This is a genomic window from Aeromonas sp. FDAARGOS 1417 (assembly GCF_019046985.1).
In the GTDB taxonomy this organism is placed as follows: Bacteria; Pseudomonadota; Gammaproteobacteria; order Enterobacterales; family Aeromonadaceae; genus Aeromonas; species Aeromonas veronii.
Genome location: NZ_CP077221.1, coordinates 512,999 through 536,833 on the forward strand (window position 1 = coordinate 512,999; position 23,835 = coordinate 536,833).

Annotated in this window: 18 protein-coding genes; 10 read left to right on the forward strand and 8 right to left on the reverse strand. The window is 60.7% G+C overall.

Features of this window, described 5'->3' with window-relative positions:
- Window positions 1–26: 26 nt before the first annotated feature.
- Entirely contained in the window at window positions 27–1,268 is a 1,242-nt protein-coding gene (locus I6L47_RS02290; RefSeq protein WP_216948557.1) for a triacylglycerol lipase, read from the reverse strand.
- A gap of 212 nt (window positions 1,269–1,480) precedes the next feature.
- Here I6L47_RS02290 and I6L47_RS02295 point away from each other — a divergent pair, with 212 nt between their 5' ends.
- Complete coding sequence (locus I6L47_RS02295; RefSeq protein ID WP_216949299.1) at window positions 1,481–2,485, forward strand: Wadjet anti-phage system protein JetD domain-containing protein; 1,005 nt, start codon at window positions 1,481–1,483, stop codon at window positions 2,483–2,485.
- A 41-nt stretch (window positions 2,486–2,526) separates the two neighbouring features.
- On the opposite strand, the gene I6L47_RS22405 is transcribed toward I6L47_RS02295, so the two are convergent.
- Entirely contained in the window at window positions 2,527–2,868 is a 342-nt protein-coding gene (locus I6L47_RS22405) for a hypothetical protein (protein ID WP_254204800.1), read from the reverse strand.
- A gap of 859 nt (window positions 2,869–3,727) precedes the next feature.
- On the opposite strand from I6L47_RS22405, the gene ygeW reads away from it, so the two are divergent.
- From ygeW to arcC, 5 genes are all read left to right on the forward strand, one after another.
- Window positions 3,728–4,915 carry a knotted carbamoyltransferase YgeW gene (gene ygeW, locus I6L47_RS02305; RefSeq protein WP_201946419.1) on the forward strand — a complete coding sequence of 396 codons (1,188 nt, stop codon included), beginning with the start codon at window positions 3,728–3,730 and terminating at the stop codon, window positions 4,913–4,915.
- Between the two features lie 137 nt (window positions 4,916–5,052).
- Complete coding sequence (gene dpaL, locus I6L47_RS02310; protein ID WP_216948558.1) at window positions 5,053–6,252, forward strand: diaminopropionate ammonia-lyase; 1,200 nt, start codon at window positions 5,053–5,055, stop codon at window positions 6,250–6,252.
- Between the two features lie 139 nt (window positions 6,253–6,391).
- Window positions 6,392–7,609: a YgeY family selenium metabolism-linked hydrolase gene (locus I6L47_RS02315; protein ID WP_101530615.1), complete on the forward strand. Its 1,218-nt coding sequence runs from the start codon at window positions 6,392–6,394 to the stop codon at window positions 7,607–7,609.
- A 110-nt stretch (window positions 7,610–7,719) separates the two neighbouring features.
- Window positions 7,720–9,138 carry a dihydropyrimidinase gene (gene hydA / locus I6L47_RS02320; protein ID WP_216948559.1) on the forward strand — a complete coding sequence of 473 codons (1,419 nt, stop codon included), beginning with the start codon at window positions 7,720–7,722 and terminating at the stop codon, window positions 9,136–9,138.
- A gap of 59 nt (window positions 9,139–9,197) precedes the next feature.
- Window positions 9,198–10,130, forward strand: coding sequence for a carbamate kinase (arcC, locus tag I6L47_RS02325; protein WP_064338024.1), 933 nt, complete (start codon window positions 9,198–9,200; stop codon window positions 10,128–10,130).
- A 152-nt stretch (window positions 10,131–10,282) separates the two neighbouring features.
- Here arcC and I6L47_RS02330 read toward each other — a convergent pair whose 3' ends face one another.
- The 4 genes from I6L47_RS02330 to I6L47_RS02345 all read right to left on the reverse strand — a co-directional run bounded on the left by I6L47_RS02330 (window position 10,283) and on the right by I6L47_RS02345 (window position 14,598).
- Window positions 10,283–11,506, reverse strand: a complete 1,224-nt coding sequence (locus I6L47_RS02330) for an MFS transporter (RefSeq protein ID WP_216948560.1) — start codon at window positions 11,504–11,506, stop codon at window positions 10,283–10,285.
- 55 nt (window positions 11,507–11,561) lie between these two features.
- Window positions 11,562–12,332, reverse strand: a complete 771-nt coding sequence (locus I6L47_RS02335; RefSeq protein WP_216948561.1) for an ABC transporter ATP-binding protein — start codon at window positions 12,330–12,332, stop codon at window positions 11,562–11,564.
- A complete protein-coding gene (locus I6L47_RS02340; protein WP_216948562.1) occupies window positions 12,325–13,377 on the reverse strand; it encodes an iron ABC transporter permease in 1,053 nt (350 codons plus the stop codon). Before I6L47_RS02340 ends, I6L47_RS02335 begins: the two co-directional genes overlap by 8 nt.
- Window positions 13,378–13,476: 99 nt before the next feature.
- The gene (locus tag I6L47_RS02345; protein ID WP_216948563.1) at window positions 13,477–14,598 is read right to left on the reverse strand and encodes an ABC transporter substrate-binding protein; all 1,122 of its coding nucleotides are present in this window, start codon (window positions 14,596–14,598) and stop codon (window positions 13,477–13,479) included.
- Between the two features lie 262 nt (window positions 14,599–14,860).
- On the opposite strand from I6L47_RS02345, the gene I6L47_RS02350 reads away from it, so the two are divergent.
- Window positions 14,861–15,784, forward strand: coding sequence for a DMT family transporter (locus I6L47_RS02350; RefSeq protein WP_216948564.1), 924 nt, complete (start codon window positions 14,861–14,863; stop codon window positions 15,782–15,784).
- Between the two features lie 71 nt (window positions 15,785–15,855).
- On the opposite strand, the gene yqeB is transcribed toward I6L47_RS02350, so the two are convergent.
- A complete protein-coding gene (gene yqeB / locus I6L47_RS02355) occupies window positions 15,856–17,448 on the reverse strand; it encodes a selenium-dependent molybdenum cofactor biosynthesis protein YqeB (protein ID WP_216948565.1) in 1,593 nt (530 codons plus the stop codon).
- A gap of 27 nt (window positions 17,449–17,475) precedes the next feature.
- Window positions 17,476–18,324, reverse strand: a complete 849-nt coding sequence (gene yqeC / locus I6L47_RS02360) for a selenium cofactor biosynthesis protein YqeC (RefSeq protein ID WP_216948566.1) — start codon at window positions 18,322–18,324, stop codon at window positions 17,476–17,478.
- Window positions 18,325–18,442: 118 nt separating this feature from the next.
- On the opposite strand from yqeC, the gene I6L47_RS02365 reads away from it, so the two are divergent.
- From I6L47_RS02365 to ssnA, 3 genes are all read left to right on the forward strand, one after another.
- Window positions 18,443–18,973, forward strand: a complete 531-nt coding sequence (locus I6L47_RS02365; protein WP_254204849.1) for an NTP transferase domain-containing protein — start codon at window positions 18,443–18,445, stop codon at window positions 18,971–18,973.
- Between the two features lie 331 nt (window positions 18,974–19,304).
- Window positions 19,305–22,415: a putative selenate reductase subunit YgfK gene (gene ygfK / locus I6L47_RS02370; RefSeq protein ID WP_216948568.1), complete on the forward strand. Its 3,111-nt coding sequence runs from the start codon at window positions 19,305–19,307 to the stop codon at window positions 22,413–22,415.
- Between the two features lie 30 nt (window positions 22,416–22,445).
- Window positions 22,446–23,774: a putative aminohydrolase SsnA gene (gene ssnA / locus I6L47_RS02375; RefSeq protein WP_216948569.1), complete on the forward strand. Its 1,329-nt coding sequence runs from the start codon at window positions 22,446–22,448 to the stop codon at window positions 23,772–23,774.
- The last annotated feature ends 61 nt before the right edge of the window (window positions 23,775–23,835 follow it).

Here is a 23,835-nt window from a genome sequence, read left to right on the forward strand (position 1 = left end):
CACTCTGTTGCTTTAATAGCCACTCGCTATAACTGTAAGGGGCTGAGCCAGCGCAGCAGTTGCTGGCCAACCTGTGGGCTGGCCAGCAGGGCCATATGGCTGGTGCGATAGACAATCAGGGTATGGGCAGGAAGAAAAGCCAGCTGATGGCGCGCTTCGTTGTGCTGACCGAGGGCGCTGCGTAGCGGCACCAGTCCATCGCCAATCAGCCGGTCGGCCAGCAGGCTGCGCTTGGTGGCAGTGGTCGCGGCGATGGCATAACAGTTGACGCTGCAGGGCAAGGGGAGTGGAACGCGGGAATCGCGCAAGGGCACGGCGGGGTCGGGTTGGGCCACTTCGTCGATCACCTTGCCGTGGCGCAGATCCTTGATGCCAATACTGCGCAGCCGCGCTAGCCTGACGAAGGGCTCGCTGTAGGCGGTGGCGGGCAGCAACTGCTCCAGCCAGTGACCGGCATGTTCGAGCGGCGCGCCGTGGTGTGGTGTGCCGAGAAATATCAGGTTGGCAAGGTGCGCAGGCCAGGTGAGCCAGGCCACGTCGGCATGGTGGCAGGCGCTGCGGGCAACCAGTCCGCCCATGCTGTAGCCCATTATCGTTATCTCTTTGAGCTCTCCCGGCCAGTGGGCGAGCAACTGCTCCAGCAACAGGGCAAGTTGCTGCCCGTTTTGTACGATGGGCAGGCCCGAGTTGTAGCGCAGGTAAAGAGGCTGATAGCCAAGCGCGTTGGCAAGTTGCTCCCCGTGATTGACCGGCTTGCCTTGATGCTCGGTCTGCCACTGCAGATCGTTCATGCAGAGGCCATGGATCATCAGCAGCACCCGTCCCTCGCGGGGTAGATCCTTTGGCATCGCCTGCCAATCGAGGGGCTTGCCCCGATAGCGCAGGGTCATGGGGGTGGCGAGGGCATTGTGGTGCTCGACCAGCTTGTCCCCCAATACGCCGTTGAGGGTGGCGATCAGGGCTGCACGTTTCGGGGTTTCGGGGATCTGGTGGGGCGGCGGAGTGGCTGGCAGGCGGCTGAGCAGATGGTTGATGCCGCTGCTTAGGTTGTTGGCGGTGCCATGTACCCCCTTGTAGACCAGCCCGGTGATCCCGGCTGTTTTTCCCTCATCCCGTCCCTTGAGCCCCATACCGCTCAGTACCGCCTGATGTACCGCTTCGGTGATCTCTACCGCGGCGGGCAGCGCCAGAGTCAGCAGTTGCGCCAGCTCGCGGATATCCGAAAGATGCCAGGAAGAGGATGGCGAGGGGTCTGTGGCGTCGGTCATGGCAAGCCCTTGTGAAAGCGGGTATCGCGTTGTCGTGCCGCGAAGAGCGCAGCGTATCTCTATATCAAACCAGCTTGCGCCCTTTGTGGCGGGTTTACCAGTAACGGGCCATGCATGGCGGGGCTGATAAGAACCGCTTGCGAAGCCGGTCACGGTAATGACAGGGAAAATCACCTCTACTTCGTCATATGAAGCCACATGGAGAGGTGATGATGTCGCTGTTTGATGAGGTGCGGGTACAGGATTTGTGTGCACGGTTGTTCGATAGCCAGAACGGAAAGGGCTGCTCCCTTGAGAGTCGGCATGGCCGCGAGTTGAAGGATCTGTTGCAGGCAGTAGCCGGGATCACGCCGGTTGGCCGAGGTGCTCATTATGTGTTGACCGACGCGGGGCGGACTTTTCTGACCGGACAACTGGCTCGGGCAGCGCCCCCCGAACCGGACAAACGTAAGCAGCTGCGACGTCTGGGAGTGAGTTTGCCTGCACGGCTTAATCAGGCCTGCTTTTATGCCCTCTGGCATGGGGATAGCAAGCATCCGCGGTCAGCACCCCTTGCAGCGCCAATGCTTGCGGACTTGACGCTCACGCAGGATGAGGTGATCCGCATCCGTACCCTCGAACCGTTCTCGCTGGTCGATCGGCAGGGTCAGCAGCACGATATGACGGCAATGATGGTGCTGCTGGGGGAGTTGGCGTTGCCGGAGCGGACTCTGGGCACGCTGGCGGCCATCGGCTGGCAAGGGGAGCGGGTCATTACGGTGGAGAACAAGGGAGCCTTTGTCGACTACCCGCTGCAACCCGGGCAACTGCTGCTTTTTGCCCCCGGTCGCAATACCACCCTGGCCAAACAGCTGATCCCGCTGCTGCCTGCGGGCGTGCAGTGGGCCCATTTCGGTGATCTCGATCAACGAGGTATCGATATTGCCATCGAGCTGGCGCGCGAGCTAAATCGACCGGCCATGCTCTGGCTTCCCTGTGAGTTGCAACCTTATCTGGATCACTATGCCCGTCCGGTACGCACCTTTGCGACGGACAGTGGCAAGGTGCCCTGGCGTGTGACGATGCAGGCTGATCAGGTCGATGGTCATGGCGCGTCGGCAGGCATTCCCTGGCTCGATAGACTGATCACAGACGGGACTTGGCTGGAACAGGAGGTATTGATTCTGGCCCCTCACTGGCGGAGCTGGTCATTGGAAGAGATAGGCAATCAGGTGTGAAACGGGGAGCTCGCGCTCCCCGTCATTTCGTGGTCAGCTGCTTACTTGGCGTTGATGGGCCCCTTGGTGCCGGCATCATTATCGACCCAGCCATCTTCACCCTTGATGCGGCGATCCCCCTGAATGGTGTAGATGACCATGCCATCCTTGAACACCAGCGCGCCATCGGATTTCTTGGCATTGACCTTCTTGTCGTTGACCCACACCTGATCCTTGCCATCGATGCGGATATTGGCCACGGTGGCGCCGGTTTGGGGGAAGGTGGCGATCCAGTTGCCCGCATAGGGGCTGCTGCTGGTTGCCGCGACCGGAACATTGCCAACACCGGCAGCTGCGTTCTCAGCCTTGGTTTTGTTGATATCGCAGCCATTAAGCTCGCTCACCTGAGTGCAGCCCGAGCGCTCCAGCTTCTGCTCATAGCTCAGATTCAGACCGCCCTCCGCGGCCGGGGCGGCCGTGCCAAATCCCGCCTTGGCATTTTCCGCTTTGGTTTTGTGAATGTCACAGCCCTGCGCCTCGGTAACCTGGGTACAACCGGATCGCTCCAGCTGCTCGGCATATTTGGCACTGATGGCGTGGGCTGGGGCTATACCGAGCAGGGTCAGGGTGATGAGCAGAGCACAGCATTCCTGGACATAGATAATCCCTCAAAGATGTAAGTCATGCAGGTTCTTCCGCGCAGTTGCGGTCGTGAACATCGGCCTCTTCTGAGCATCCGAGGCAGATGCGCAGCTGGCGTATTCACGTTAGCACCTTGGGCCAACCGCGCCCAGCGATGTGGCCGGAAGATAAGGCGAGAGGTGATACGGGAGTGCAGGGGGGGCGAGATAGCAGCCGTGTCAACGCTGGAGAGATCATTCCAAGAGAAAAGGTGTTGCGGGAATTATCATAATGATAACGACAGCCCCGCTGATATCATTTCAGCCCTTGAAACTGACCTTTGATGATAATTCTCACCGATGCCGAGATATCGTCTCTGATTATTATCACCTTGCTATTTTTTGGCTTGGCTGAACCGCTCATCTTTTTATTGAATAAACGGCTGAAATAGCCGCTGATTTTGTGGGTGGCATCACACACTTTCGCCATTTATTAATATCTGCCTGCATTTTATTGGTTTGGCACGGTTATTGATTGCCTCATATCGACGCTAACCGACGCGCTCACCCACAACCGGGATGCTGGTGACATCGTGAGTGAAAGGGGAGCTATCCATATCTCATCCAATGATTGGGGCGAACGATGAAAGCAGTTAACGAATTAATCAAAGAGATCAGAGCACTCAAATCCAACCTGCATGAAAAAGATTTTCTGCTGACTTGGGAGCAAACGCCCCAGGAGCTGGAGCTGGTATTGAAACTGGCCGAATCCCTCAAGACCCTGCGCGCCGAAAATATCTGCACCAAACTGTTTAACAGCGGGCTCGGTATCTCGGTTTTCCGCGATAACTCCACCCGAACCCGCTTCTCTTACGCCTCTGCCCTGAACCTGCTCGGTCTGGCCCAGCAGGATCTGGATGAGGGCAAATCCCAGATCGCCCACGGTGAGACCGTCCGTGAAACCGCCAACATGATCTCCTTCTGCGCCGATGCCATCGGGATCCGTGACGACATGTTCCTCGGTGCCGGCAACGCCTATATGCGCGAAGTGGGCGCCGCATTGGATGAAGGATTCGAGAAGGGCGTACTGCCCCAGCGTCCGGCGCTGGTCAACCTGCAGTGCGACATTGATCACCCGACCCAGTCGATGGCTGATCTCGCCTGGTTGCAGGAGCACTTCGGCAGCCTGGAGAGCCTCAAGGGCAAGAAGATTGCGATGACCTGGGCTTACTCCCCCAGCTACGGCAAGCCGCTCTCCGTGCCCCAGGGCATCATAGGTCTGATGACACGCTTTGGGATGGACGTGACCCTGGCCCATCCGGAAGGGTATGACCTGATCCCGGACGTGATCGAAGTGGCCAAAGAGAATGCCAAGGCCTCCGGCGGCAGCTTCCGTCAGGTCACCTCCATGGAAGAGGCGTTCAAAGATGCCGATATCGTCTATCCCAAGTCCTGGGCTCCCTACAAGGTGATGGAGCAGCGCACCGAGTTGCTGCGCGCTAATGACCACGCCGGCCTCAAGGAGTTGGAGAAACATTGCCTTGAGCAGAACGCCAAGCACAAAGATTGGCACTGCACCGAGGAGATGATGACGCTCACCAAGGGTGGCGAAGCGCTCTATATGCACTGCCTGCCGGCCGATATTTCCGGAGTCTCCTGCAAAGAGGGCGAAGTAACCGAAGGTGTATTCGAGAAATACCGTATCGCCACTTACAAAGAGGCGAGCTGGAAGCCCTATATTATCGCCGCCATGATCATGGCCCGTAAATTCTCCGCCCCGGCAGAAACCCTGGAAAATCTGATTAAAGAGGCGCAAAAGCGGGTGAAATAAATAACGGCAGGGCAGGGTGAAGATTCATCCTGCCCACACTGTCGAACCCATTATTTTGAGTTTTCTCTCCGTGGTATCTGAATAACGGATCTCCCGGCGAGGCAGCTCTTTGTCAGGTAACGCCTAGTGAGGTAAGCATGTCCCAATTTTCGCTGAAGATGGATATTGCCGATAACCGCTTTTTTACCGCCGAGCCATCTCCGCTGTTTTCTCGCGCCGAAGCACAAAAGGCTCGCGCTTTTCATAAAAAACTGGCCGGTTATGAACCGACCCCATTGTGCGACCTGAAAGATCTGGCCGCCTATGTCGGGGTGAAAAATATATTGGTCAAAGACGAGTCAAAGCGCTTTGGCCTCAATGCCTTCAAGATGCTGGGTGGCGTTTATGCCATCGCCAACCTGCTCTGTGAAAAATACGGGGTGGCCATCGAGGATTTCTCCTTCGATCTCATCAAACGCACCATCAAGGAGCCGATGACTTTCGCCACCACCACAGATGGCAACCACGGTCGTGGCGTCGCCTGGGCCGCCAAGCAGGTGGGCCAGCATGCTGTGGTCTACATGCCCAAGGGCTCCGCCCAGGAGCGGGTTGACCACATTCTCAATCTCGGTGCCGAGTGCATCGTCACCGACATGAACTACGACGACACCGTGCGTCTCACCATGAAGATGGCCGAAGAGCGCGGTTGGCACATAGTGCAGGACACCGCCTGGGAGGGGTACACCAAGATCCCGACCTGGATCATGCAGGGTTACTCCACTCTGGCCGACGAAGCGGTCGAGCAGATGCAGGATATGGGCATCAAGCAGCCGACCCACGTGCTGCTGCAGGCAGGGGTCGGGGCGCTGGCGGGCGGGGTGCTCGGTTATCTGGTGGACTGCTTCGGGGCGAAAAACCTGCACAGTATCGTGGTCGAGCCGGATCAGGCCGACTGCATCTATCGATCCGGCGTGGCGGGGGAGATGGTCAACGTGGGGGGCGACATGCGCACCATCATGGCCGGTCTCGCCTGTGGCGAACCCAACCCCCTCGGCTGGCCGCTGCTCAGAAGCTGCACCACCCAGTTCATCTCCTGTCACGACAAGGTGTCGGCGCTGGGCATGCGGGTGCTTGGCAACCCCCTTGGCAATGACCCCCGAATCATCTCCGGCGAATCCGGCTCGGTCGGTACCGGTGTGTTGGCGGCAGTGCGTCACCACCCGGATCGCGCGGCGCTGATGGCGCGCCTCGGGCTGGATAGCAACTCGGTCGTACTCATCATCAACACCGAAGGGGACACCGATGTGACCCACTACCGGGAAGTGGTGTGGGAAGGCAAACATCCTGCCTGCGATTAACCCCGGCTGTGAGTAAGCCCTGCGAGAGCAGAGACACGAATTGAAGAACTGATCGCGCCTCGCCAACGGGGCGCGGTAACGGGCACAGGGCGCTGCCGATGAACAGGCCGCGCACTCTCAGTTGTTATGGAGAATCACAATGAGCAAGCAAATTCCGTTTGAAATGGTGTTGGAGAAGGCCTACCAGTACAAGGCCGAGATGAGTCAGTTCCTGCGCGACATGATCGCCATCCCGAGCGAGAGCTGCGATGAAGAGCGCGTCGTACTGCGCATCAAGCAAGAGATGGAAAAAGTCGGCTTTGACAAGGTCGAGATTGACCCTATGGGCAACGTGCTGGGTTATATCGGCCACGGCCCGCACCTGATCGCCATGGATGCCCACATCGATACCGTGGGCGTTGGCAACATGGCCAACTGGAAGTTCGACCCCTATGAGGGGATGGAAGATCACGAGATCATCGGTGGCCGTGGCGCCTCCGATCAGGAAGGGGGCATGGCCTCCATGGTCTACGCGGGCAAGATCATCAAGGATCTGGGGTTGGAAGATCAGTACACCCTGCTGGTGACCGGTACCGTGCAGGAGGAGGATTGCGACGGTCTCTGCTGGCAGTACATCATCGAGCAGAGCAAGATCCGCCCCGAGTTTGTGGTCAGTACCGAACCCACCGACTGCCAGATCTACCGTGGCCAACGCGGCCGCATGGAGATCCGTGTGGAAGTGCAGGGGGTCAGTTGCCACGGCTCTGCGCCGGAGCGCGGTGACAACGCCATCTTCAAGATGGGCCCGATCCTCGGCGAATTGCAGGAGCTGAGCCACAACCTTGGCAACGACGACTTCCTCGGCAAGGGTACCCTGACCGTCTCCGAGATCTTCTTCACTTCGCCAAGCCGCTGCGCCGTGGCGGATAGCTGCGCCGTCTCCATCGACCGTCGCCTGACCTGGGGCGAGACCTGGCAAGGGGCGCTCGACGAGATCCGTGCCCTGCCAGCGGTGCAAGCCGCCGGTGCCGAGGTCTCCATGTATCAGTACGACCGTCCGGCCTACACCGGTCTGGTCTACCCGACCGAGTGCTACTTCCCGACCTGGAAGGTGGAAGAGGATCACATCACCGTCAAAACCCTCTCCAAGGCTTATCGCGAGCTGTTCAACAAGGAGCCGGTAGTGGACAAGTGGACCTTCTCGACCAACGGGGTCTCCATCATGGGTCGCCACGGTATTCCGGTCATCGGTTTTGGCCCGGGTAAAGAGCCGGAGGCCCACGCACCGAACGAGAAGACCTGGAAAGAGCATCTGGTCAAGTGCGCCGCCATGTACGCCGTGATCCCCATGCTCTATCTGGCCGAGCTGGACAAGTAAGGGGACTGCCGGGTGGTGACTGCCATCGCCGCCCAGCTGTTGAAAGTGCCCCGTCTCCATTGAGGCGGGGCCTTGCTGTTTGAAGGCAAAAAGCATTCGAGGTGGTGGGGATGAAACGGCTGATCAAAAACGGTGTGTTGGTCGATGCGCAGGGTGAATATCGTCAGGATCTGCTGATCGAAAACGGGGTGATCCGCGCCCGTGCCGCCGATATCCAGCCCGATGGCGAAACCGAGGTGATCGATGCCAGCGGCTGCTATGTGATGCCAGGTGGCATCGATGTCCACACCCACTTCAACATCGATGTGGGGATTGCCCGCAGTTGCGATGACTTTTTCAGCGGTACCCGTGCCGCCGCCTGTGGTGGCACCACCACCATCATCGACCACATGGGATTTGGCCCGGCGGGGTGCAATCTGCATCACCAGCTGGCCCGCTATCACGATTACGCCGCCGATCAGGCGGTGATCGACTACAGCTTTCACGGCGTGATCCAGCATGTGGATGACGCCATCCTTAATGAGATGGCCGCCATGGTGCAGGAGGAGGGGATCAGTAGCTTCAAGCTCTATCTCACCTACCAGTACAAGCTGGGGGACCATGACGTGCTGCGCGCCTTGGCCCGCCTCAAAGAGGTGGGGGCGCTCGCCACCGTCCATCCCGAGAATGATGCCGCCATCGCGGCGCGCCGGGCGGCCCTATTGGCCGCCGGTCACCATGAGCCCTGGTATCACCCGCAAAGTCGCCCGCTGGAGTGCGAGGCGGAGGCGATCGCCCGGATGATCAATCTGGCGGGGCTCGCTGGCAATGCGCCGCTCTATATCGTCCACCTTTCAAACGGACTGGGGCTGGAGTATCTGAAACTGGCGCGCCGTCAGGGCCAACCGGTCTGGGTGGAGACCTGCCCGCAATATCTGCTTTTGGATGATTCCTGCTACTACCGGGAGAACGGGGTCGACTATCTGCTCAGCCCGCCGCTGCGTGGGCGCAGCGAGCAGGACAAGCTGTGGGTCGGCATCGCTGCGGGCGACATCGACACGGTGGCGACCGATCACTGCAACTTCTCCCACGCTCAGCGCATGACCCTCTCGGGCGGCGATTTCAGCCGCTGCCCCAACGGCTTGCCCGGGGTCGAGAACCGGATGTTGCTGCTGTTTGCTCACGGGGTGCTCGGCGGGCGCATCTCGCCGTCGCGCTTTGTGGCCCTCACCAGCGCCAATTCGGCACGCCTGTTTGGCCTCTGGCCGCGCAAGGGCAACTTGCAAGCGGGGTCTGATGCCGATCTGGTGCTGATGGATCCCCGTGGCGAGACCCTGATCCGCCATGCCGCGCTGCATGACAACGGTGACTACAGCCCCTACGAGGGGATGCGTTGTCCCGGCCAGATCAGGATGACCCTCAGTCGCGGCGAGATAGTCGCTCGCGACGGCGAGTTTCTGGGGCGGCGTGGCCACGGCCGTTTTCTGGCCAGAGCACCCTTTGATCCACTGCTGGGCGAAGCGGTCAGAGAACAGCAATTAGCACAGTGATAGACAGAACAACCGAGTCGGTATGACACCGGCCCACCTTTATCATCGGAGAGCACAAGATGAAACAGCGTATCGTACTGGCCCTGGGGGGCAATGCTCTGGGCAATAACCTGCCCGAGCAGATGAAGGCGGTGCAGAGCACGGCGGGCACTATCGCCGACCTTATCGCCCAAGGGCACGAGGTGGTGGTCACCCACGGCAACGGGCCGCAGGTGGGGATGATCCAGCAGGCGTTCGAAGTGGCGGCCCGCCACGAGCCAAAATCCCCCCATCTGCCGATGTCGGTCTGCGTGGCCCTGAGTCAGGGCTACATCGGTTATGACCTGCAAAATGCTTTGCGCGAAGCCCTGCTGGAACGCGGCATCCACAAGCCGGTTGCTACTCTGGTGACCCAGGTGGAGGTGGATAAAAACGATCCCGCCTTCCTTGACCCGAGCAAGCCCATCGGCGGCTTCTTCAGCAAGGAGGAGGCCGAGGCGCTGATGGCCAAGGGCGAGCGGCTCAAAGAGGACGCCGGTCGCGGCTATCGCCGGGTGGTCGCATCTCCCAAACCCATCGACATCATTGAGAAGGAGACCGTCTCTGCCATGCTGGCCGCCGGTCAGGTGGTGATCACCGTCGGTGGCGGCGGCATTCCGGTGCTGCGCGAAGGTAATCACCTGCGCGGTGCCAGCGCGGTGATCGACAAGGATTGGGCCAGTGCCAAGCTGGCGGAGCTCATCGATGCCGACATGTTGATCATCCTCACCGCGGTGGAGAAGGTTGCCATCAACTTCGGCAAGCCCGATGTGCAGTGGCTCGATACCCTGAGCGTCGCCGATGCCAACAGCTTTATCGCCCAAGGGCAGTTTGCCAAGGGATCCATGTTGCCCAAGGTGGAGGCGGCGCTCTCGTTTGCGACGTCCATGCCGGGACGCAAATCCCTCATCACCCTGTTGGAGAAGGCCGCCGAGGGGATCGCTGGCAAGACCGGTACCGTGATCAGCCTGTAATCATGCGTACTGATCCACAGGGGCATCCGGCCCCTGACAGAGTGTGGAGCCTTGGCTCCACACTCTGTTTTATTGGGATGGCGGTGACGGATCATCACTGTCGATCGTGTTCTGCAGGCCAGATGAACCGCTCTGTGCGAGTGGTAATGGGGCTAGTTGGAGTGGCAGCCGGTTTTTGTGGATGGCAGAAACCTGTAGAGGCCGATACCAGCGAGCAAACCAATCATCGCCAGCAGCAGCCAGATGACTGTGGTGGGGCGGCTGCCTGCGTCCCCCAGCATAAAACCGATGAGCAGGTTGCCAAAGAGCGCCATGCAGCCGCCAGCGCTGGCATAGAAGCCGTAGTAGCTGCCGAGCTGCTCGGGAGGGGCGTAGCGGGGTAGTTGGGCGGCAAAGAGCGGGAAGCAGAGAATGGATCCGAGCGATAGCAGGGCTACCTGCGTCAACACGCCTGCCGTCGGCCAAGGTGCCAGCAGCGGTAGAGCCAGGTAGCTCAAGCCCATTATCCCGATACCCAACCCCATGGCGAGCGGTACCCCAAGGCGCTGCTCTACCAGACGGGAGGCTGGTAGCTGGAGCAGGACGCCGATCACCGCCGAGAGGGTAAAGACGCCGCCGAGCAGGTGGGTGGCATCCGGCAGACTCTGGATATGGGCGGGCAGGGCGAGATAGAGCTGGTGGAACAGGATCTGGTAGCTGCCCGCCAGCAGGGTAAACACGATAAAAGGGCGCTGGCGCACTATCTCTCTCCATTGGCGCAAAATGGCGCCACGCGGACTCTGGTGGCTCACCGGGCGTTTGGGCAGCACCCGGTATTGCAGCACGCCGAGCAGGGCGAACAGACTCGCCGCCAACAAGCCGGTCAGGGTATAGCTCTGCTGGGTCAGTGTCAGTCCGACCAGGGGCCCGAGCAGCATGCCCGCCTCGCTGGCGAGATTGTGCAGGGCAAAGGCGCGCTGACGCTGGCTCGGGTTGTGGCATTCGCTGGCAAGATACGCCTGGGCGCAAGGGGTGAACAGGGCCCCCGCAAAGCCGGTGAGGGCGGCGGCCAGCAGCAGGATGGGCAGGGACTCGGCCCAGCCGAGCAACACGAAGCCTATGGAGCGCACCAGGCAGCCCCAAACGATGGCGGGGTGATAGCCGATGCGATCCCCAAGGGTGCCTCCCAAGAGAAAGAGCCCCTGCTGGCTGAAGACCCGCATCCCCATGACCAGGCCACATGCCCAACCGGCGAGACCCAGCCCGCTACCCATGTGCTGGGCGAGGAAGGGCATCATCATGTAGAAGCCGAGGTTGAAGGCCAGCCCGTTGGTGATAAGCAGGCGGGCAGCCGGGCTCATGCCCTGCCAGTCCCGCCAGTAGGAGGCGCCGTTCATGTGCGCCTCCCGCCAGCGCGTGGGTAGGTGGTTGCAGGGGGGGCGCAGCGCTGTGTCATGGGGCCTTTCGCACGGTTCTGAGGAAGGGGATGCCGCTCTGATCATGGCTTATCTCCACCGGCACATGGTAGAGGCGCTCGATGAGGGCCGCGTCGAGCACCTGGGCGGGGGTGCCGAAGGCCTGTAGATCGCCCCCTGCCAGCACGATCAGCTGATCGGCAAATTGGGCTGCGAGGTTGAGATCGTGCAGCACCACCAGGGTGATCCACTGCTGCTCGCGGGTCTGCTGACACAGGTGCTCCATCAGTTGCATCTGGTGGTGCAGATCCAGGGCGCTGACCGGCTCGTCCAGCATCATGATGCGGGGATCGCGCAGCAGCACCTGGGCAAACAGCACCATCTGCCGCTGGCCGCCGCTCAAGGAGTAGAGGGGGCGATCCGCCAGATGGGCGATACCAAGGGCCTGCAAGGCGCGGCCCGCCGCCAGGATGTCCTCGTCCGCCAGACGCATGGAGAGGCTGTCGAGGCGCCCCAGCACCACCACTTCGATGACGCTCAAGTCCAGCTCCAGCTGGATGTTCTGGGGCATGTAGCCAAACTGCTGGCGCCACTTGGCCTGCGTCATCTGGCGGGCACTCTGGCCCCCCAGGCGGATATCGCCGCCATCCGGGGTCAGTTCACCAAACAGGGTGCGCATCAAGGAGGTCTTGCCGGTCCCGTTCGGGCCGATGATCACGTGGACTTGACCCGGATGCAGGGTGAGGTTGAGCTCTCGCAGCAGGGTCTGCTGGCCGAGGGAGAGGGAGAGTCGGGATATTTCAAGCACGTTTACGCCCCCTGCCGAGGATCAACCAGATGAAGAAGGGCACGCCAATCAGAGCGGTGACGATGCCGATGGGAAAGAGGGCCCCCGGAATAATGGACTTGGAGAGCACCGAGGCCGCCGAGAGCATGCAGGCGCCGCACAGGGCCGAGAGCGGGATCAGAAAGCGCTGATCTTCCCCCACCAGCATGCGAGCGATATGGGGAGCCACTAGGCCAACGAAGCCGATGACACCGACGAAACTGGTGGCGGTGGCGGTGAGCAGGGCGACCAGGATCAGGGTCTTCATGCGCAGCTTGTCCACGTTGACCCCGAGGCTGCGGGCGCGGGCTTCCCCCAGACGCAGGCTGGTGAGGGCCCAGGCATCCCGGTAGATGAGCAGGGTGCAGATCAGGGTGACGGCGGCGGTGATGATCAGGGAGTCCCAGGTGGTGCGCATCAGGCTGCCAAACAGCCAGAACAGGATCTGCTGGTTGAGTTCGGGGGAGGAGAGAAACTGCAGCAGGGAGAGCAGGGACTGGAACAGGAACAGCAGGGCGATGCCCGCCAGGATCAGGGTCTGGCTGCTGACATGGCGCATCATGGCAAGGCCAAATAAAAGGCTCGCAGCAAACATGCAGAGGATGAAGGCGCCAGCCGGAATGGCCACAAGAGGAGGGAGTCCAAGACCGCCGGTATAGAGCGCCAGTGCGGCACCGAGCCCCGCTGCGGCAGCGAGCCCCAGGGTGTAGGGGCTGGCCAGCGGATTGTCCAGCAGAGTCTGCATCTGGACGCCGCCAAGGCCCAGCGCCGCACCGACCACCAGCGCCATCAGGGCGATGGGCAGGCGCATGTCATGGACTATGGTGCGGGTCATGGGATCGGCCTGGGCGGGGGCGAGCAGGGCATCGACCACTTCGCCCAGTGGCAGCAGGGAGGGGCCGGTGGCGATGTCGAGCACCAGGGTAATGCACAGCACCAGGGTGAGCAGCAGGAGCCAGTGCCCACGACGGCGCTCCCGTTGCCGCTGGCGGGCGAGGGTCTGCTGCAGGGCAGCCAAATCATTCATGATGACAATCCTGAAACGGGCGCCATGAGAGGCGCCCACAAGGGTGAAAGAGGGATGAAGAGGGCTTTGCCTAGATAGGCAAAGCCCGAACGACCGGATTCAGTTTGCGTCACCCTGCTTGATGCCCAGCATAAAGGTGCCCTGGGGGCGGATGGGCAGATAGCGCTGGTAGAAGCCCTGATAGGTGGCCAGGGGATCGAGATCCTGGAACAGATCCGGGTAGAGGGCCTTGGCCATGAACTCGATGAGAGCTGCATCCATGATGCTGCGGGTTGCGCCGTGATAGACCGCATAGAGGCGTTCCTGCTGCACCGCGGGCAGCTCGCTCCAGCCCGGACGGGCGGCAAAGCCCTGTAGACGCTGGCGCACCGTCTCTGCCGACACATCCTGGCCGACCTGCATCGCCTCTGCGCTGCTCACGCTCTCGTAGCCCGCCATCAGGATGACCTCGGGTTTGCTCGCCAGCAGTTGCTCAGGATGGATGGGACCCCAGCGCTCGACGAAGGGAGCCGCGACGTTGTCACCCCCGGCCAGCAGGGCCATCGCGCCCCACATGTCCTTGCCATAGGTGTAGCTGTATTCGGCAGGTCCCTTGTCGCCCAGCTCGATATAGACCCGAGGGGGCTGGCGCTTCGCGTTGGCAACGCGGGAGGTGATGATGTCAATCTTGGTCTTGTATTCGTCGGCCATCTGTTGGGCACGAGCTTCCTGACCTGTCACCTTGCCCAGCAGCAAGGTGCTCGCCATGTGGCGCTCTAGGGTCTGGGCGTTGTAGTCGATGACCACCACCGGGATCCCAGCCTGTTCGAAGCGTGGCAGATCCGGGCCGAGAGCCTCATATTGCCACTTCGCCAGGATCAGCAAATCGGGCTTGACCGCCAGGGTCTTCTCGATGGAGAAGCTCTGATCCTGCACATTGCCAAGGTCAGGCACCTTGGCCAGTTGCGGCAGGCTGGCGACATAGAGCGACCAGATGGCAGGGCGGGACTTGACGAACCAGCCACGGGACATGCCCACCAGCCGATCGGCGCCGCCTTCACCAGCCACGGCCAGATAATCCTCGGGATAGAAACCGAGCACGATACGGCTGGCCGGTAGGCTGAGGGAGACCTTGCGGCCCATCACATCTTCTACTTCAACCGGGGGATTTGCCTGCGCCATCCAGCTCATCAGGGCGAGCTGACCGAGCAGCAGCAACTTTGCCAGGGGGTGACGAAACATCTTGTGAAAACCTTGAACGGATTTTGGGGTGAGAAGTATTAGCATTTGCGTTTAGTGATGGCAATCGATTTTACCAAGGGTCAGATAAGGGACGTATATAGCGTATTAGTCGTTCGAGGCCCACCTTGGCAAGGTTCTTCGTCAACGCCCCTCTTCAGGGGGCGTGCACGTTTGGGCTGTCGGCCCCCACAAGAGTAAGATGGTCCTTTTCGGGGCTGGTTAGCCCGGCATGCAGGCGCACAGGCGCCAAAAAGGCAGAGTAATGAGCACAAAGATCAATATGGCGGCGCTGGTGGGATTGATCCTGCTCACCGCCATCTGGAGTTACAGCTGGATCGTAATGAAGCAGGTGATGCTCTACGCGGGGGCGTTCGAGTTCACCGCCGTGCGCTGCTTGTGCGGTTCATTGGTGTTGTTGCTGGTGCTGGCCCTGCGTGGCCGCCGTTATCTTAAACCCACCCCGTTTCGCTATACCCTCGCCATCGCCCTGTTCCAGACCTGCGGCATGGTGGGGTTGGCCCAGTGGGCGCTGATCAGCGGCGGGGCGGGCAAGGTGGCTATTCTGAGCTACACCATGCCGTTCTGGGTGGTGATCTTCGCGGCGCTCTTTCTCGGCGAGCGGATGCGCAAGCTCCACTATCTGGCGGTCGGGGTGGCGGCCTGCGGGTTGCTGTTGGTGATCCAGCCCTGGCTGCTGCATCTTGAGTCCCTCAAGAGTGCGCTCTTGGCAATCCTCTCCGGCATCTGCTGGGGGATCAGCGCCATCATCGCCAAGCGGATGTATGCCCGCCACCCTTCGGTGGATCTGATGTCCCTCACCACCTGGCAGATGATCTACGCCACCCTGGTGATGACGCTGGTGGCGGCGCTGGTGCCGGAGCGCCCCATCGACTGGCAACCCTACGTGATGGGGGCGCTGGCCTATAGCGCCATCTTCGCCACCGCCATCGCCTGGAGTCTCTGGCTGTTTGTGCTGAAAAAGCTGCCTGCGGGGATTGCCAGCCTCAGCACCCTGGCGGTGCCGGTGACCGGTGTGCTGCTCTCCTGGTGGCTGCTTGGGGAAAATCCGGGGCCGGTGGAGGGGAGCGGCATCGCCCTTATCGTACTGGCGTTGTTGGTGATTAGCCGCAAGGGCAAGCGCTCCGTGGTATCGGTGGCGGGGGAGACCCGCATCAAGCACGGCTGAGCCGATTGCCAGCGAAGAGATAAAAAGGGCCCGCCATCATGGCGGGCCCTTCTGGTTTTAAGAACACTCTCTTATCTGCGCTGGGCCAGATGCATCATGGCTTCCAGCACGGCGCCGCCGATGGCGCGTGCCTTGTCAGAGACGGTGGTGGCATCGGCGCGCTCGCCACGCGGGTCGATATCGCCAATCTTGAAGCCGACTGGCACCTCGATGCCATCGCTGAGCAGCCCCCGCACCATGCCAGAGAGCGGCGCGATAATGGGGGCATCCCCTACATAGGCGATCACATCTCCCTCCTGCACCAGATCGCCGAGCTTGATAAGGCTCTTCATCACCCCGGGGGCGGGGGCGCGCACCACCCGGCGGGCGGAGTGCCCCTCGATCACCCCGGGAATGCCGGTATTGGGCTGGGCGGGGCCCTGATAGATGACCCGGCCCAGATGGTGGCCACGGTTGGTCTCGATCACCGCATCGCAGTCGCGCCCCGCCTCAAAGCCCGGGCCAAGGGCGACCGTAATGGGGGCCATCTCCTTGTGGGTGCCGAGGTTCTGCTTGGCGAGGATGGCATCCACCAGATAGCGGGGTTTGAGCTCGGCGAGGGTGGCGCAGTCGGGGTCAACCAGCAGCGGAATGATGCCCCGATCCAGCTGCTCGAACGCCTGCTCGACGCTCTCGACCCGCTTGGCGCGCACACCCTCGACACTGGTTTCACCGTCGAACATCCCCTGGGCGAAGGCGACGGTGCGGCGGATCACCGTGGGCTTGTCGAGATCCAGCATCACCACCTTGAAGCCGGCATTGTGCAGTCGCAGCGCCACCCCGGTGGCGATATCGCCTGATCCACGCATCACCACCAGCTGATCCCGCTTGAGGCGCACATCATCCTGCATCAGTCCACCCGCTTTGCCATTTTTCACCTGCAGCAGCTCGGCGAGGATGCTGATGGCGATCTCCTCGGGGGTTTCGGCACCTATGTTGTAACCGATGGGGGCGTGCAGCTGCTGCAGTTGGGTCTGGCTCACCCCTTGCTGGCGCAGCGCCTGGGTGAAGGTCTGTACCTTGCGCTTGCTGGCGAGCAGCCCCAGATAGGCGAGGGGGCGGTTGATGAGCCGCTCCAGCGCCTCCTTGTCCTGATGGTTGGTGGCGATGATGACGAAGTTGGCGGGCTCGATGGCCAGTTTATCGATCACCGCGCTGATGGTATCGGCCTGCACCAGATGGGTACCGGCGGGGAAGAGGTCAGGGTTGAGGCTCCCCTCGAAGCAATCCCCTACATGGACATCAAAGCCGAGCGGCGCCGCAGCATGGGCCACAGCCCGGTTGACGTGGCCGGCGCCGATCAGTACCAGACGGGGGCGCAGGCCATAGACATCGATATAGACCGACATGGCGCCGCCACAATCCGACCCGACCGCATGTTCGCCGTTGCGCGCCATCCGGCCGTGGAAGATGCGCGGCTTGCGCTCGACAATGGCGGCCATCGCTTCCTCGATCACCAGCCGCTCGATCATGCCGCCGCCGATGGTGCCGAGGATCTGGCCATCGGCCATCACCAGCATCTGGGCCTGATGACGGGGGGTGGAGCCACGGCTCTCGATGATCTGCGCCATGGCAAAGGGAGTGTTCTCCTGTTCCAGTCGGGCTGCGTGTGAAAACAGATTCATAAGGTACCTCTTCTTATCCTTAAACCATCATGGGCGAGGCGGCTGAGCCTCATCCTGAGCGAAGTAACCGAGTGCGTGGCGAATGGGCTGTGGCTCGCGAACCGCCCCCTGCCAGATGGCATGGATCTCGGGGTGGCGGCTATGCAGCTTTATCAATTCATCGAGCCATGACGCCTCATTTTGATAATCCCCATTGATAAACCAGATCCGGCGCGCCCTGGCCGGGGTGCCCTTGAACAGCCCCTCGGGGTGGGAGAGCAGCTGGTGAAACAGGGCCAAGTCGAGGGGGTCACCGGCCTCTATCCCGCACAGGGCCTGAAGCTCTGCCCAGCGGTGGATCTGCTGCGGGTCGGCCTTGGCCCCCACCATGGCGCCGCCCGTCAGGGCGATCACCCAATCACTGCTTTGGGGAATGCAAGGTTCGTGCAAAGCGGGCACTTTCAATAACTTGTGATGGGCGCCATCCGCTTCGACCAGGATCAGATCGAAGCGCTGCTGCCCCTTGATGAGATCAATCTGTTGGGGCGTGGGGCCCGCCACCTTTCCAGTGCGCTCGTCGAGATGGCTGAACAGGGCAACCAGCGCCGGGCCATCCGGTAGCGTCTGACAGCGGGTAAGTTGACGAACGGGATCCGTCTCGATAATCAATTCCCGATAGTGTGACGGGGCAGGCAGAAACATCCGGGTGGTGGTGGTAATTAGCACCCTTTTACCCTGTTGATAAAAATATTCCGCCAGCCAAAACAGGGTGCTGGTTTTTCCACCGGCGCCGCAGAGGCTAATTAAGGTGGTATGGCTATCAATATTTTTGGTGAGCGAGTTTAATAGTGGATCTATATCTGGAAATGCGACAGCAACAACGTGTGGTAGCGACATAATGACGACCAAAATAAATATCGAAGGGAGTAGAAAACAACGTTGCCAGGAACAAGTGCAGTGTGACTGTATAATAACGGCGGCGGGTTTATCTTCCCGAATGGGTACCTGGAAAATGATGCTACCTTATTGCCAGGGGACAATGCTTGATGCAAGTCTCAAAAATGCCCTGGTTTTTTGTCAGCGCGTTATTCTGGTGGTGGGCCATCGTGGCGAGGAACTTCAAGCGCGCTACGGATCACGGCCGGATATTGTTGTCGTCCACAACCCCGACTATCGGCAGGGGCTGGGCAGCTCCATCCGCTGCGCCCTGGCGGCCAGCGATGCTGACTACCTCTTTATCAGCCACGGGGATCTCCCCTGTATCCCGCGTGATGTCTATCAACAGCTCTGGCAGGCACGGGGCTGTGAGACACTCTTTCCCACCTGGCTGGGGGAGGCGGGCCATCCGGTGTTGCTGCCAAAATCCCTTGCCCGCGAGCTGGCAGCAGCCCCGGTGCAGCCGTCGGTACGGCGCTGGTTGCAAGGGCATCCGCACCGTATGGTGCCCGTCGACAGCGCCGCCATCCTGTTTGATGTGGATACCCCGGAGCGCTATCAGGCGCTGCTGGGTGGCATTCTTGAAAATGAGAGCGAGCCCACGAAATAACCCAGTTTAAAAAGATAACGGGGAGATAAATGGCGTATCAAAGTGATATTTCTCGCACTTGATCTGATAGGGCGAGTTCTTTTTGAACTGCTCGTTAAGTAAATTTCAGAGTGATTGATAACTACTCGCAATACCCATAATGGTGGCATCGTAAATTCTCTCCATTAATTGGAGCTGCTTCACGCTTTCACCCTAAAAAATAGTTTTGTAACTCGTTTTGTAACTGTAGTGGCCTGATTGTTGCTCTTCTCCTTGCCAAGGGGGAACACCCGTGCGGGATACCCCATTTATTCATGCTGCCAATGGGCAGAACAGCTGCAAGGAGATAGCCATGGGCGATATTATGCGACCCGTTCCGTTCAAGAATCTGCTGATCCGTATTTTCGCGGAATATAAAGAGAGTGAGAGCATTTTCGGTATTCCCGCCGCGCAATTCTATCGCAAGCAGGACGAGCGCAAGATCAAGGTGTTCGGTGAAACCTGCGAGACCCCCATTGGCCCGGCAGCTGGCCCCCATACCCAGTTGGCCCAGAATATCGTCACCTCCTGGCTGACCGGCGGGCGCTTTATCGAGCTCAAGACGGTGCAGATCCTGGACCGTCTCGAACTGGAAAAGCCCTGCATCGATGCCGAAGACGAGTGCTTCAACACCGAGTGGTCTACCGAGTTCACCCTGCCCAAGGCATTCGACGAGTACCTGAAGGCCTGGTTTGCCCTCTATCTGCTGGAGGAGGTGTTTGACCCGCGTCTCGACGGGGAGGCCAAGTCCTTCATCTTCAACATGAGCGTGGGGTACAACCTCGATGGCATCAAACAGCCGCCGATGCAGCAGTTTATCCACAGCCTGATGGATGCAAGCCAAAGTCCGAAGTTTGCCGAGTACCAGCAAGTGCTGCGCGAGCTGGTGGCCGATGAGCAGTTTATCGCCGAGCTGGGACTGGGTGCCCGCCGCGATCGCCTGCAACAGCTGGTGGAGCGCATCCCGGCCAATCTGGTTCACGGCGTCACCCTCTCTACCATGCACGGCTGCCCGCCCAACGAGATTGAGGCCATCTGCCGCTACATGCTGGAAGAGAAGGGACTCAACACCTTCGTCAAACTGAACCCGACCCTGCTGGGCTACCCGCGGGTGCGCGAGATCCTCGACACTTGCGGCTTTGATTACATTGGTCTGAGCGAAGAGTCGTTCGATCACGACCTCAAGCTGGATCAGGCCAAGGCGATGCTGACCAGATTGATGGCGCTGGGGGCCGAGAAGGGGCTCACCTTCGGGGTCAAGCTGACCAACACCCTGGGCACCATCAACCGCAAAGGGGCGCTGCCCGGCGATGAGATGTACATGTCCGGCCGTGCGCTGTTCCCGCTCTCCATCAACGTGGCGGCCGTGCTGTCTCGCGCCTTCGATGGCAAGCTGCCCATCTCCTACTCCGGTGGTGCCAGCAAGTTCAACATCGCCGAAATATTTGAGACCGGCATTCGTCCCATCACCATGGCCACCGACCTGCTCAAACCGGGTGGCTACCTGCGCCAGATTGAGTGTCTCAAAGAGATCGATGCCTCCGACAGTTGGGGCATGAGTCAGGTGGATGTGGCCAAGCTGGAAGCGCTTGCCGCCAAGGCCCTCACCATGGATTACACCCAGAAGGAGTGGAAGTCCGAGGATCGCATCGAAGTGGGCGGTGGTCTGCCGCTGACCGACTGCTACGTGGCACCCTGCGTCACCGCCTGCGCCGTGCATCAGGATATCCCCGAGTACATTCGCCTGATGGGCGAGGGGGAGTATGTGGCAGCCCTTGAGCTGATTTATCAGCGCAACGCCTTGCCCGCCATCACCGGCCATATCTGCGATCACCAGTGCCAGTACAACTGTACTCGTCTGGATTACGACAGCGCGCTCAATATCCGTGAGCTGAAAAAGGTGGCGCTGGAGCGCGGCTGGGAAGGGTACAAGGCCCGCTGGCACAAACCGGCAGGCAGTGGTGACAAGCACCCGGTTGCGGTTATTGGTGCCGGCCCCGCCGGTCTCTCCGCCGGTTACTTTCTGGCCCGTGCCGGTCATCCGGTCACCGTGTTCGAGCGCGAAGCGGATGCCGGTGGCGTGGTCAAACACATCATCCCCGAGTTCCGCATCCCGGCCGAGCTTATCCAGCACGACATCGACTTTGTCGCCGCCCACGGGGTCAAGTTCGAGTTTGGTTGCGATCCGGCGCTCACCGTCGACAAGCTGCACGCCCAGGGCTTTACCTATGTCTTCGTCGGCATCGGCGCCGACAAGAATGGCGGCATGCGCCTAGAAGGGGGACATGATCGGGTCTACAAGTCCTTCAACTTCCTGCGCAGCTTCAATCAGGGCAAACCGCTGCCGCTGGGCCGCCATGTGGCGGTGATCGGCGCCGGTAACACCGCCATGGACTGTGCCCGCGCTGCCCTCAAGGTGCCCGGTGTCAGCGATGTGACCGTTATCTACCGCCGCAGCGAAAAAGAGATGCCCGCCTATCGCGAGGAGGTTCTGGAAGCGGTGGAGGATGGGGTACGTTTCTGCTTCCTCACCAATCCGGAGCGCTTTGACAAAGATGGTAAGCTCACCGTGCGGATGATGGCGCTGGGGGATCCTGACGAGCAGGGCCGCCGCCGTCCGGTGCCCACCGAGCAGACCGAAGTGATGCAGATGGATGCGCTGATCACCGCCATCGGCGAGCAGCCTGATTGCGAAGTATTGAAAGCGATGGGCATTCCCCTTGGCAGCGATGGCTGGCCCGAGGTGGATAGCCAGACTGGCGAAACCAGCCGTCGCAACGTCTTCCTCATCGGTGACGTGCAGAGCGGCCCGTCCTCCATCGTCGGTGCCATCGGTGGCGCCCGCCGCGCCGCGGATCTGGTGCTATCTCGCGAGCATATCGCCAGCCAGCAGAGTGAAGTGACCATCCAGCCGTCGGGCAAGGATGAGATCTACCGCCGCAAGGGGAGCATCGCTGTCACCCTGGTCGACAAGAACGAGCGTGATGCCTTCGTGGCGCAAGAGGCGCACCGTTGCCTCGAGTGCAACTACCTCTGCAGCAAGTGCGTGGATGTCTGCCCCAACCGGGCCAACATCGCCATCCCGGTACCGGGCTTCAAAGACCAGTTCCAGACCCTGCACTTGGATGCCTACTGCAACGAATGTGGCAACTGCGCCCAGTTCTGCCCGTGGCAGGGCAAGCCCTATCAGGACAAGGTCACCATCTTCAGCCTGCCCGAGGATTTCGACAACAGCCGCAACCCTGGTTTCTATCTGGCGGATGGTGGCGAACTGCGGGTGCGTCAGGATGGCGAGACCTATCGCCTGACCATCGATGCCCAGAGCCGGATCAAGGATGCGCCAGCGGCCCTTGGCGACATGTGCCGCATCATCAGCCATGTCCACGCTCATCACCACTACCTGCTGGGGGCCGTCGAGGCCTGAACGAACAACGAATAAGCGAAGGAGCAAACCATGTTTATTCTGAAGAACGTCACCGCCGTCCAGCTTGAGCCGACCCGGGTGCTGGAAGGGGTGGATATCGCCATCGAAGGCACCCTTATCAAAGCGGTGGGGCCCAATCTGCGGGCCCTCTACCCGGAGGCCAACTATCGGGAGATGGGGGGCAAGCTGGTGATGCCGGGCATCGTCTGTGCCCACAACCACTTCTACTCCGGCCTGTCGCGGGGGATCATGGCCAATATCGCCCCCTGCCCGGATTTTATCTCCACCCTGAAAAACCTCTGGTGGCGGCTCGATCGGGCGCTCGATGAGGAGTCCCTCTACTACAGCGGCCTCATCTGCTCGCTGGAAGCGATCAAAAGCGGTTGCAGTGCGGTGATCGACCACCACGCCTCGCCCAACTTCATCAAGGGCTCGTTGAATGTATTGCGCAGAGGGTTTGTGGAGGTGGGCCTGCGCGGCATGACCTGCTTCGAAACCACGGATCGCAACGGCGGTCTCGCCGAGCTGCAGGCCGGGGTAGAGGAGAACATCCTGTTCGCCCAACAGATCGATGCGGCCAAGGCCAAGGGGAACGAACCCTATCTGGTGGAGGCTCATATCGGTGCCCACGCCCCCTTCACCGTCCCCGACGAGGGGCTGGCCATGCTGCGCGAAGCGGTGCAGGTCACCGGTCGCGGCCTGCATATCCATGTGGCGGAAGACAGATACGACATGGCCCACGGTCATCACCACCATGGCAAGGAGCCCATCGCCCGGCTGGACGAGTTTGGCCTTATCGACAGCAAGTCGCTTGTCGCTCACGGCATCTACCTGAGCCCGGCCGACATCGAGCTGCTCAACAGCCGCGATGCCTTCCTGGTGCATAACGCCCGCTCCAACATGAACAACCATGTGGGCTACAACATGCACCTGCCGGAGTATCGCAATCTGGCGCTTGGCACCGATGGTATCGGCTCCGACATGCTCGAAGAGCTCAAGTTTGCCTACTTCAAACATAAGGATGCCGGTGGTGCCCTGTGGCCCGACAGCTTTGCCCGGTTCCTGTGGAACGGCAACACCTTGCTGGAGCGCAACTTCGGCGCCAAATTTGGCCGCCTGGAGCCGGGCTACAAGGCCGACCTCACCATTTGCGACTACGGCGCACCGACCCCGCTGGCGCCGCGCAACCTCGGTGGCCATCTCGCCTTCGGCATGGGATCTGCCTGCGTCAACAGCGTGATGGTGGAGGGGCGCATGGTCTATCAGGATCGCGAGTTCGCCTTTGACGTCGCGCCCATTTACGAGCAGGCCAGCAAGGTGGCGAGCCGCCTGTGGCAACGGATGGATCAGCTGGCCTAAGGCCACCTTCCACAGTTTTGGACCGGATTGCCCGCCCTGTGGATTTTCCCGGCGGCGGGCA

Excerpts from the sequence above, each read along its gene's own strand:
- arcC (WP_064338024.1), top strand. The coding sequence starts at position 9,198 with ATGAAACAGCGTATCGTACTGGCCCTGGGGGGCAATGCTCTGGGCAAT.
- ygfK (WP_216948568.1), top strand. The coding sequence starts at position 19,305 with ATGGGCGATATTATGCGACCCGTTCCGTTCAAGAATCTGCTGATCCGT.
- dpaL (WP_216948558.1), top strand. The coding sequence starts at position 5,053 with ATGTCCCAATTTTCGCTGAAGATGGATATTGCCGATAACCGCTTTTTT.
- I6L47_RS02345 (WP_216948563.1), bottom strand. The coding sequence starts at position 14,598 with ATGTTTCGTCACCCCCTGGCAAAGTTGCTGCTGCTCGGTCAGCTCGCC.
- yqeC (WP_216948566.1), bottom strand. The coding sequence starts at position 18,324 with ATGTCGCTACCACACGTTGTTGCTGTCGCATTTCCAGATATAGATCCA.
- I6L47_RS02295 (WP_216949299.1), top strand. The coding sequence starts at position 1,481 with ATGTCGCTGTTTGATGAGGTGCGGGTACAGGATTTGTGTGCACGGTTG.
- I6L47_RS02350 (WP_216948564.1), top strand. The coding sequence starts at position 14,861 with ATGAGCACAAAGATCAATATGGCGGCGCTGGTGGGATTGATCCTGCTC.
- I6L47_RS02315 (WP_101530615.1), top strand. The coding sequence starts at position 6,392 with ATGAGCAAGCAAATTCCGTTTGAAATGGTGTTGGAGAAGGCCTACCAG.
- yqeB (WP_216948565.1), bottom strand. The coding sequence starts at position 17,448 with ATGAATCTGTTTTCACACGCAGCCCGACTGGAACAGGAGAACACTCCC.
- ssnA (WP_216948569.1), top strand. The coding sequence starts at position 22,446 with ATGTTTATTCTGAAGAACGTCACCGCCGTCCAGCTTGAGCCGACCCGG.
- I6L47_RS02365 (WP_254204849.1), top strand. The coding sequence starts at position 18,443 with ATGCTACCTTATTGCCAGGGGACAATGCTTGATGCAAGTCTCAAAAAT.
- hydA (WP_216948559.1), top strand. The coding sequence starts at position 7,720 with ATGAAACGGCTGATCAAAAACGGTGTGTTGGTCGATGCGCAGGGTGAA.
- I6L47_RS02340 (WP_216948562.1), bottom strand. The coding sequence starts at position 13,377 with ATGAATGATTTGGCTGCCCTGCAGCAGACCCTCGCCCGCCAGCGGCAA.
- I6L47_RS02330 (WP_216948560.1), bottom strand. The coding sequence starts at position 11,506 with ATGAACGGCGCCTCCTACTGGCGGGACTGGCAGGGCATGAGCCCGGCT.
- I6L47_RS02290 (WP_216948557.1), bottom strand. The coding sequence starts at position 1,268 with ATGACCGACGCCACAGACCCCTCGCCATCCTCTTCCTGGCATCTTTCG.
- ygeW (WP_201946419.1), top strand. The coding sequence starts at position 3,728 with ATGAAAGCAGTTAACGAATTAATCAAAGAGATCAGAGCACTCAAATCC.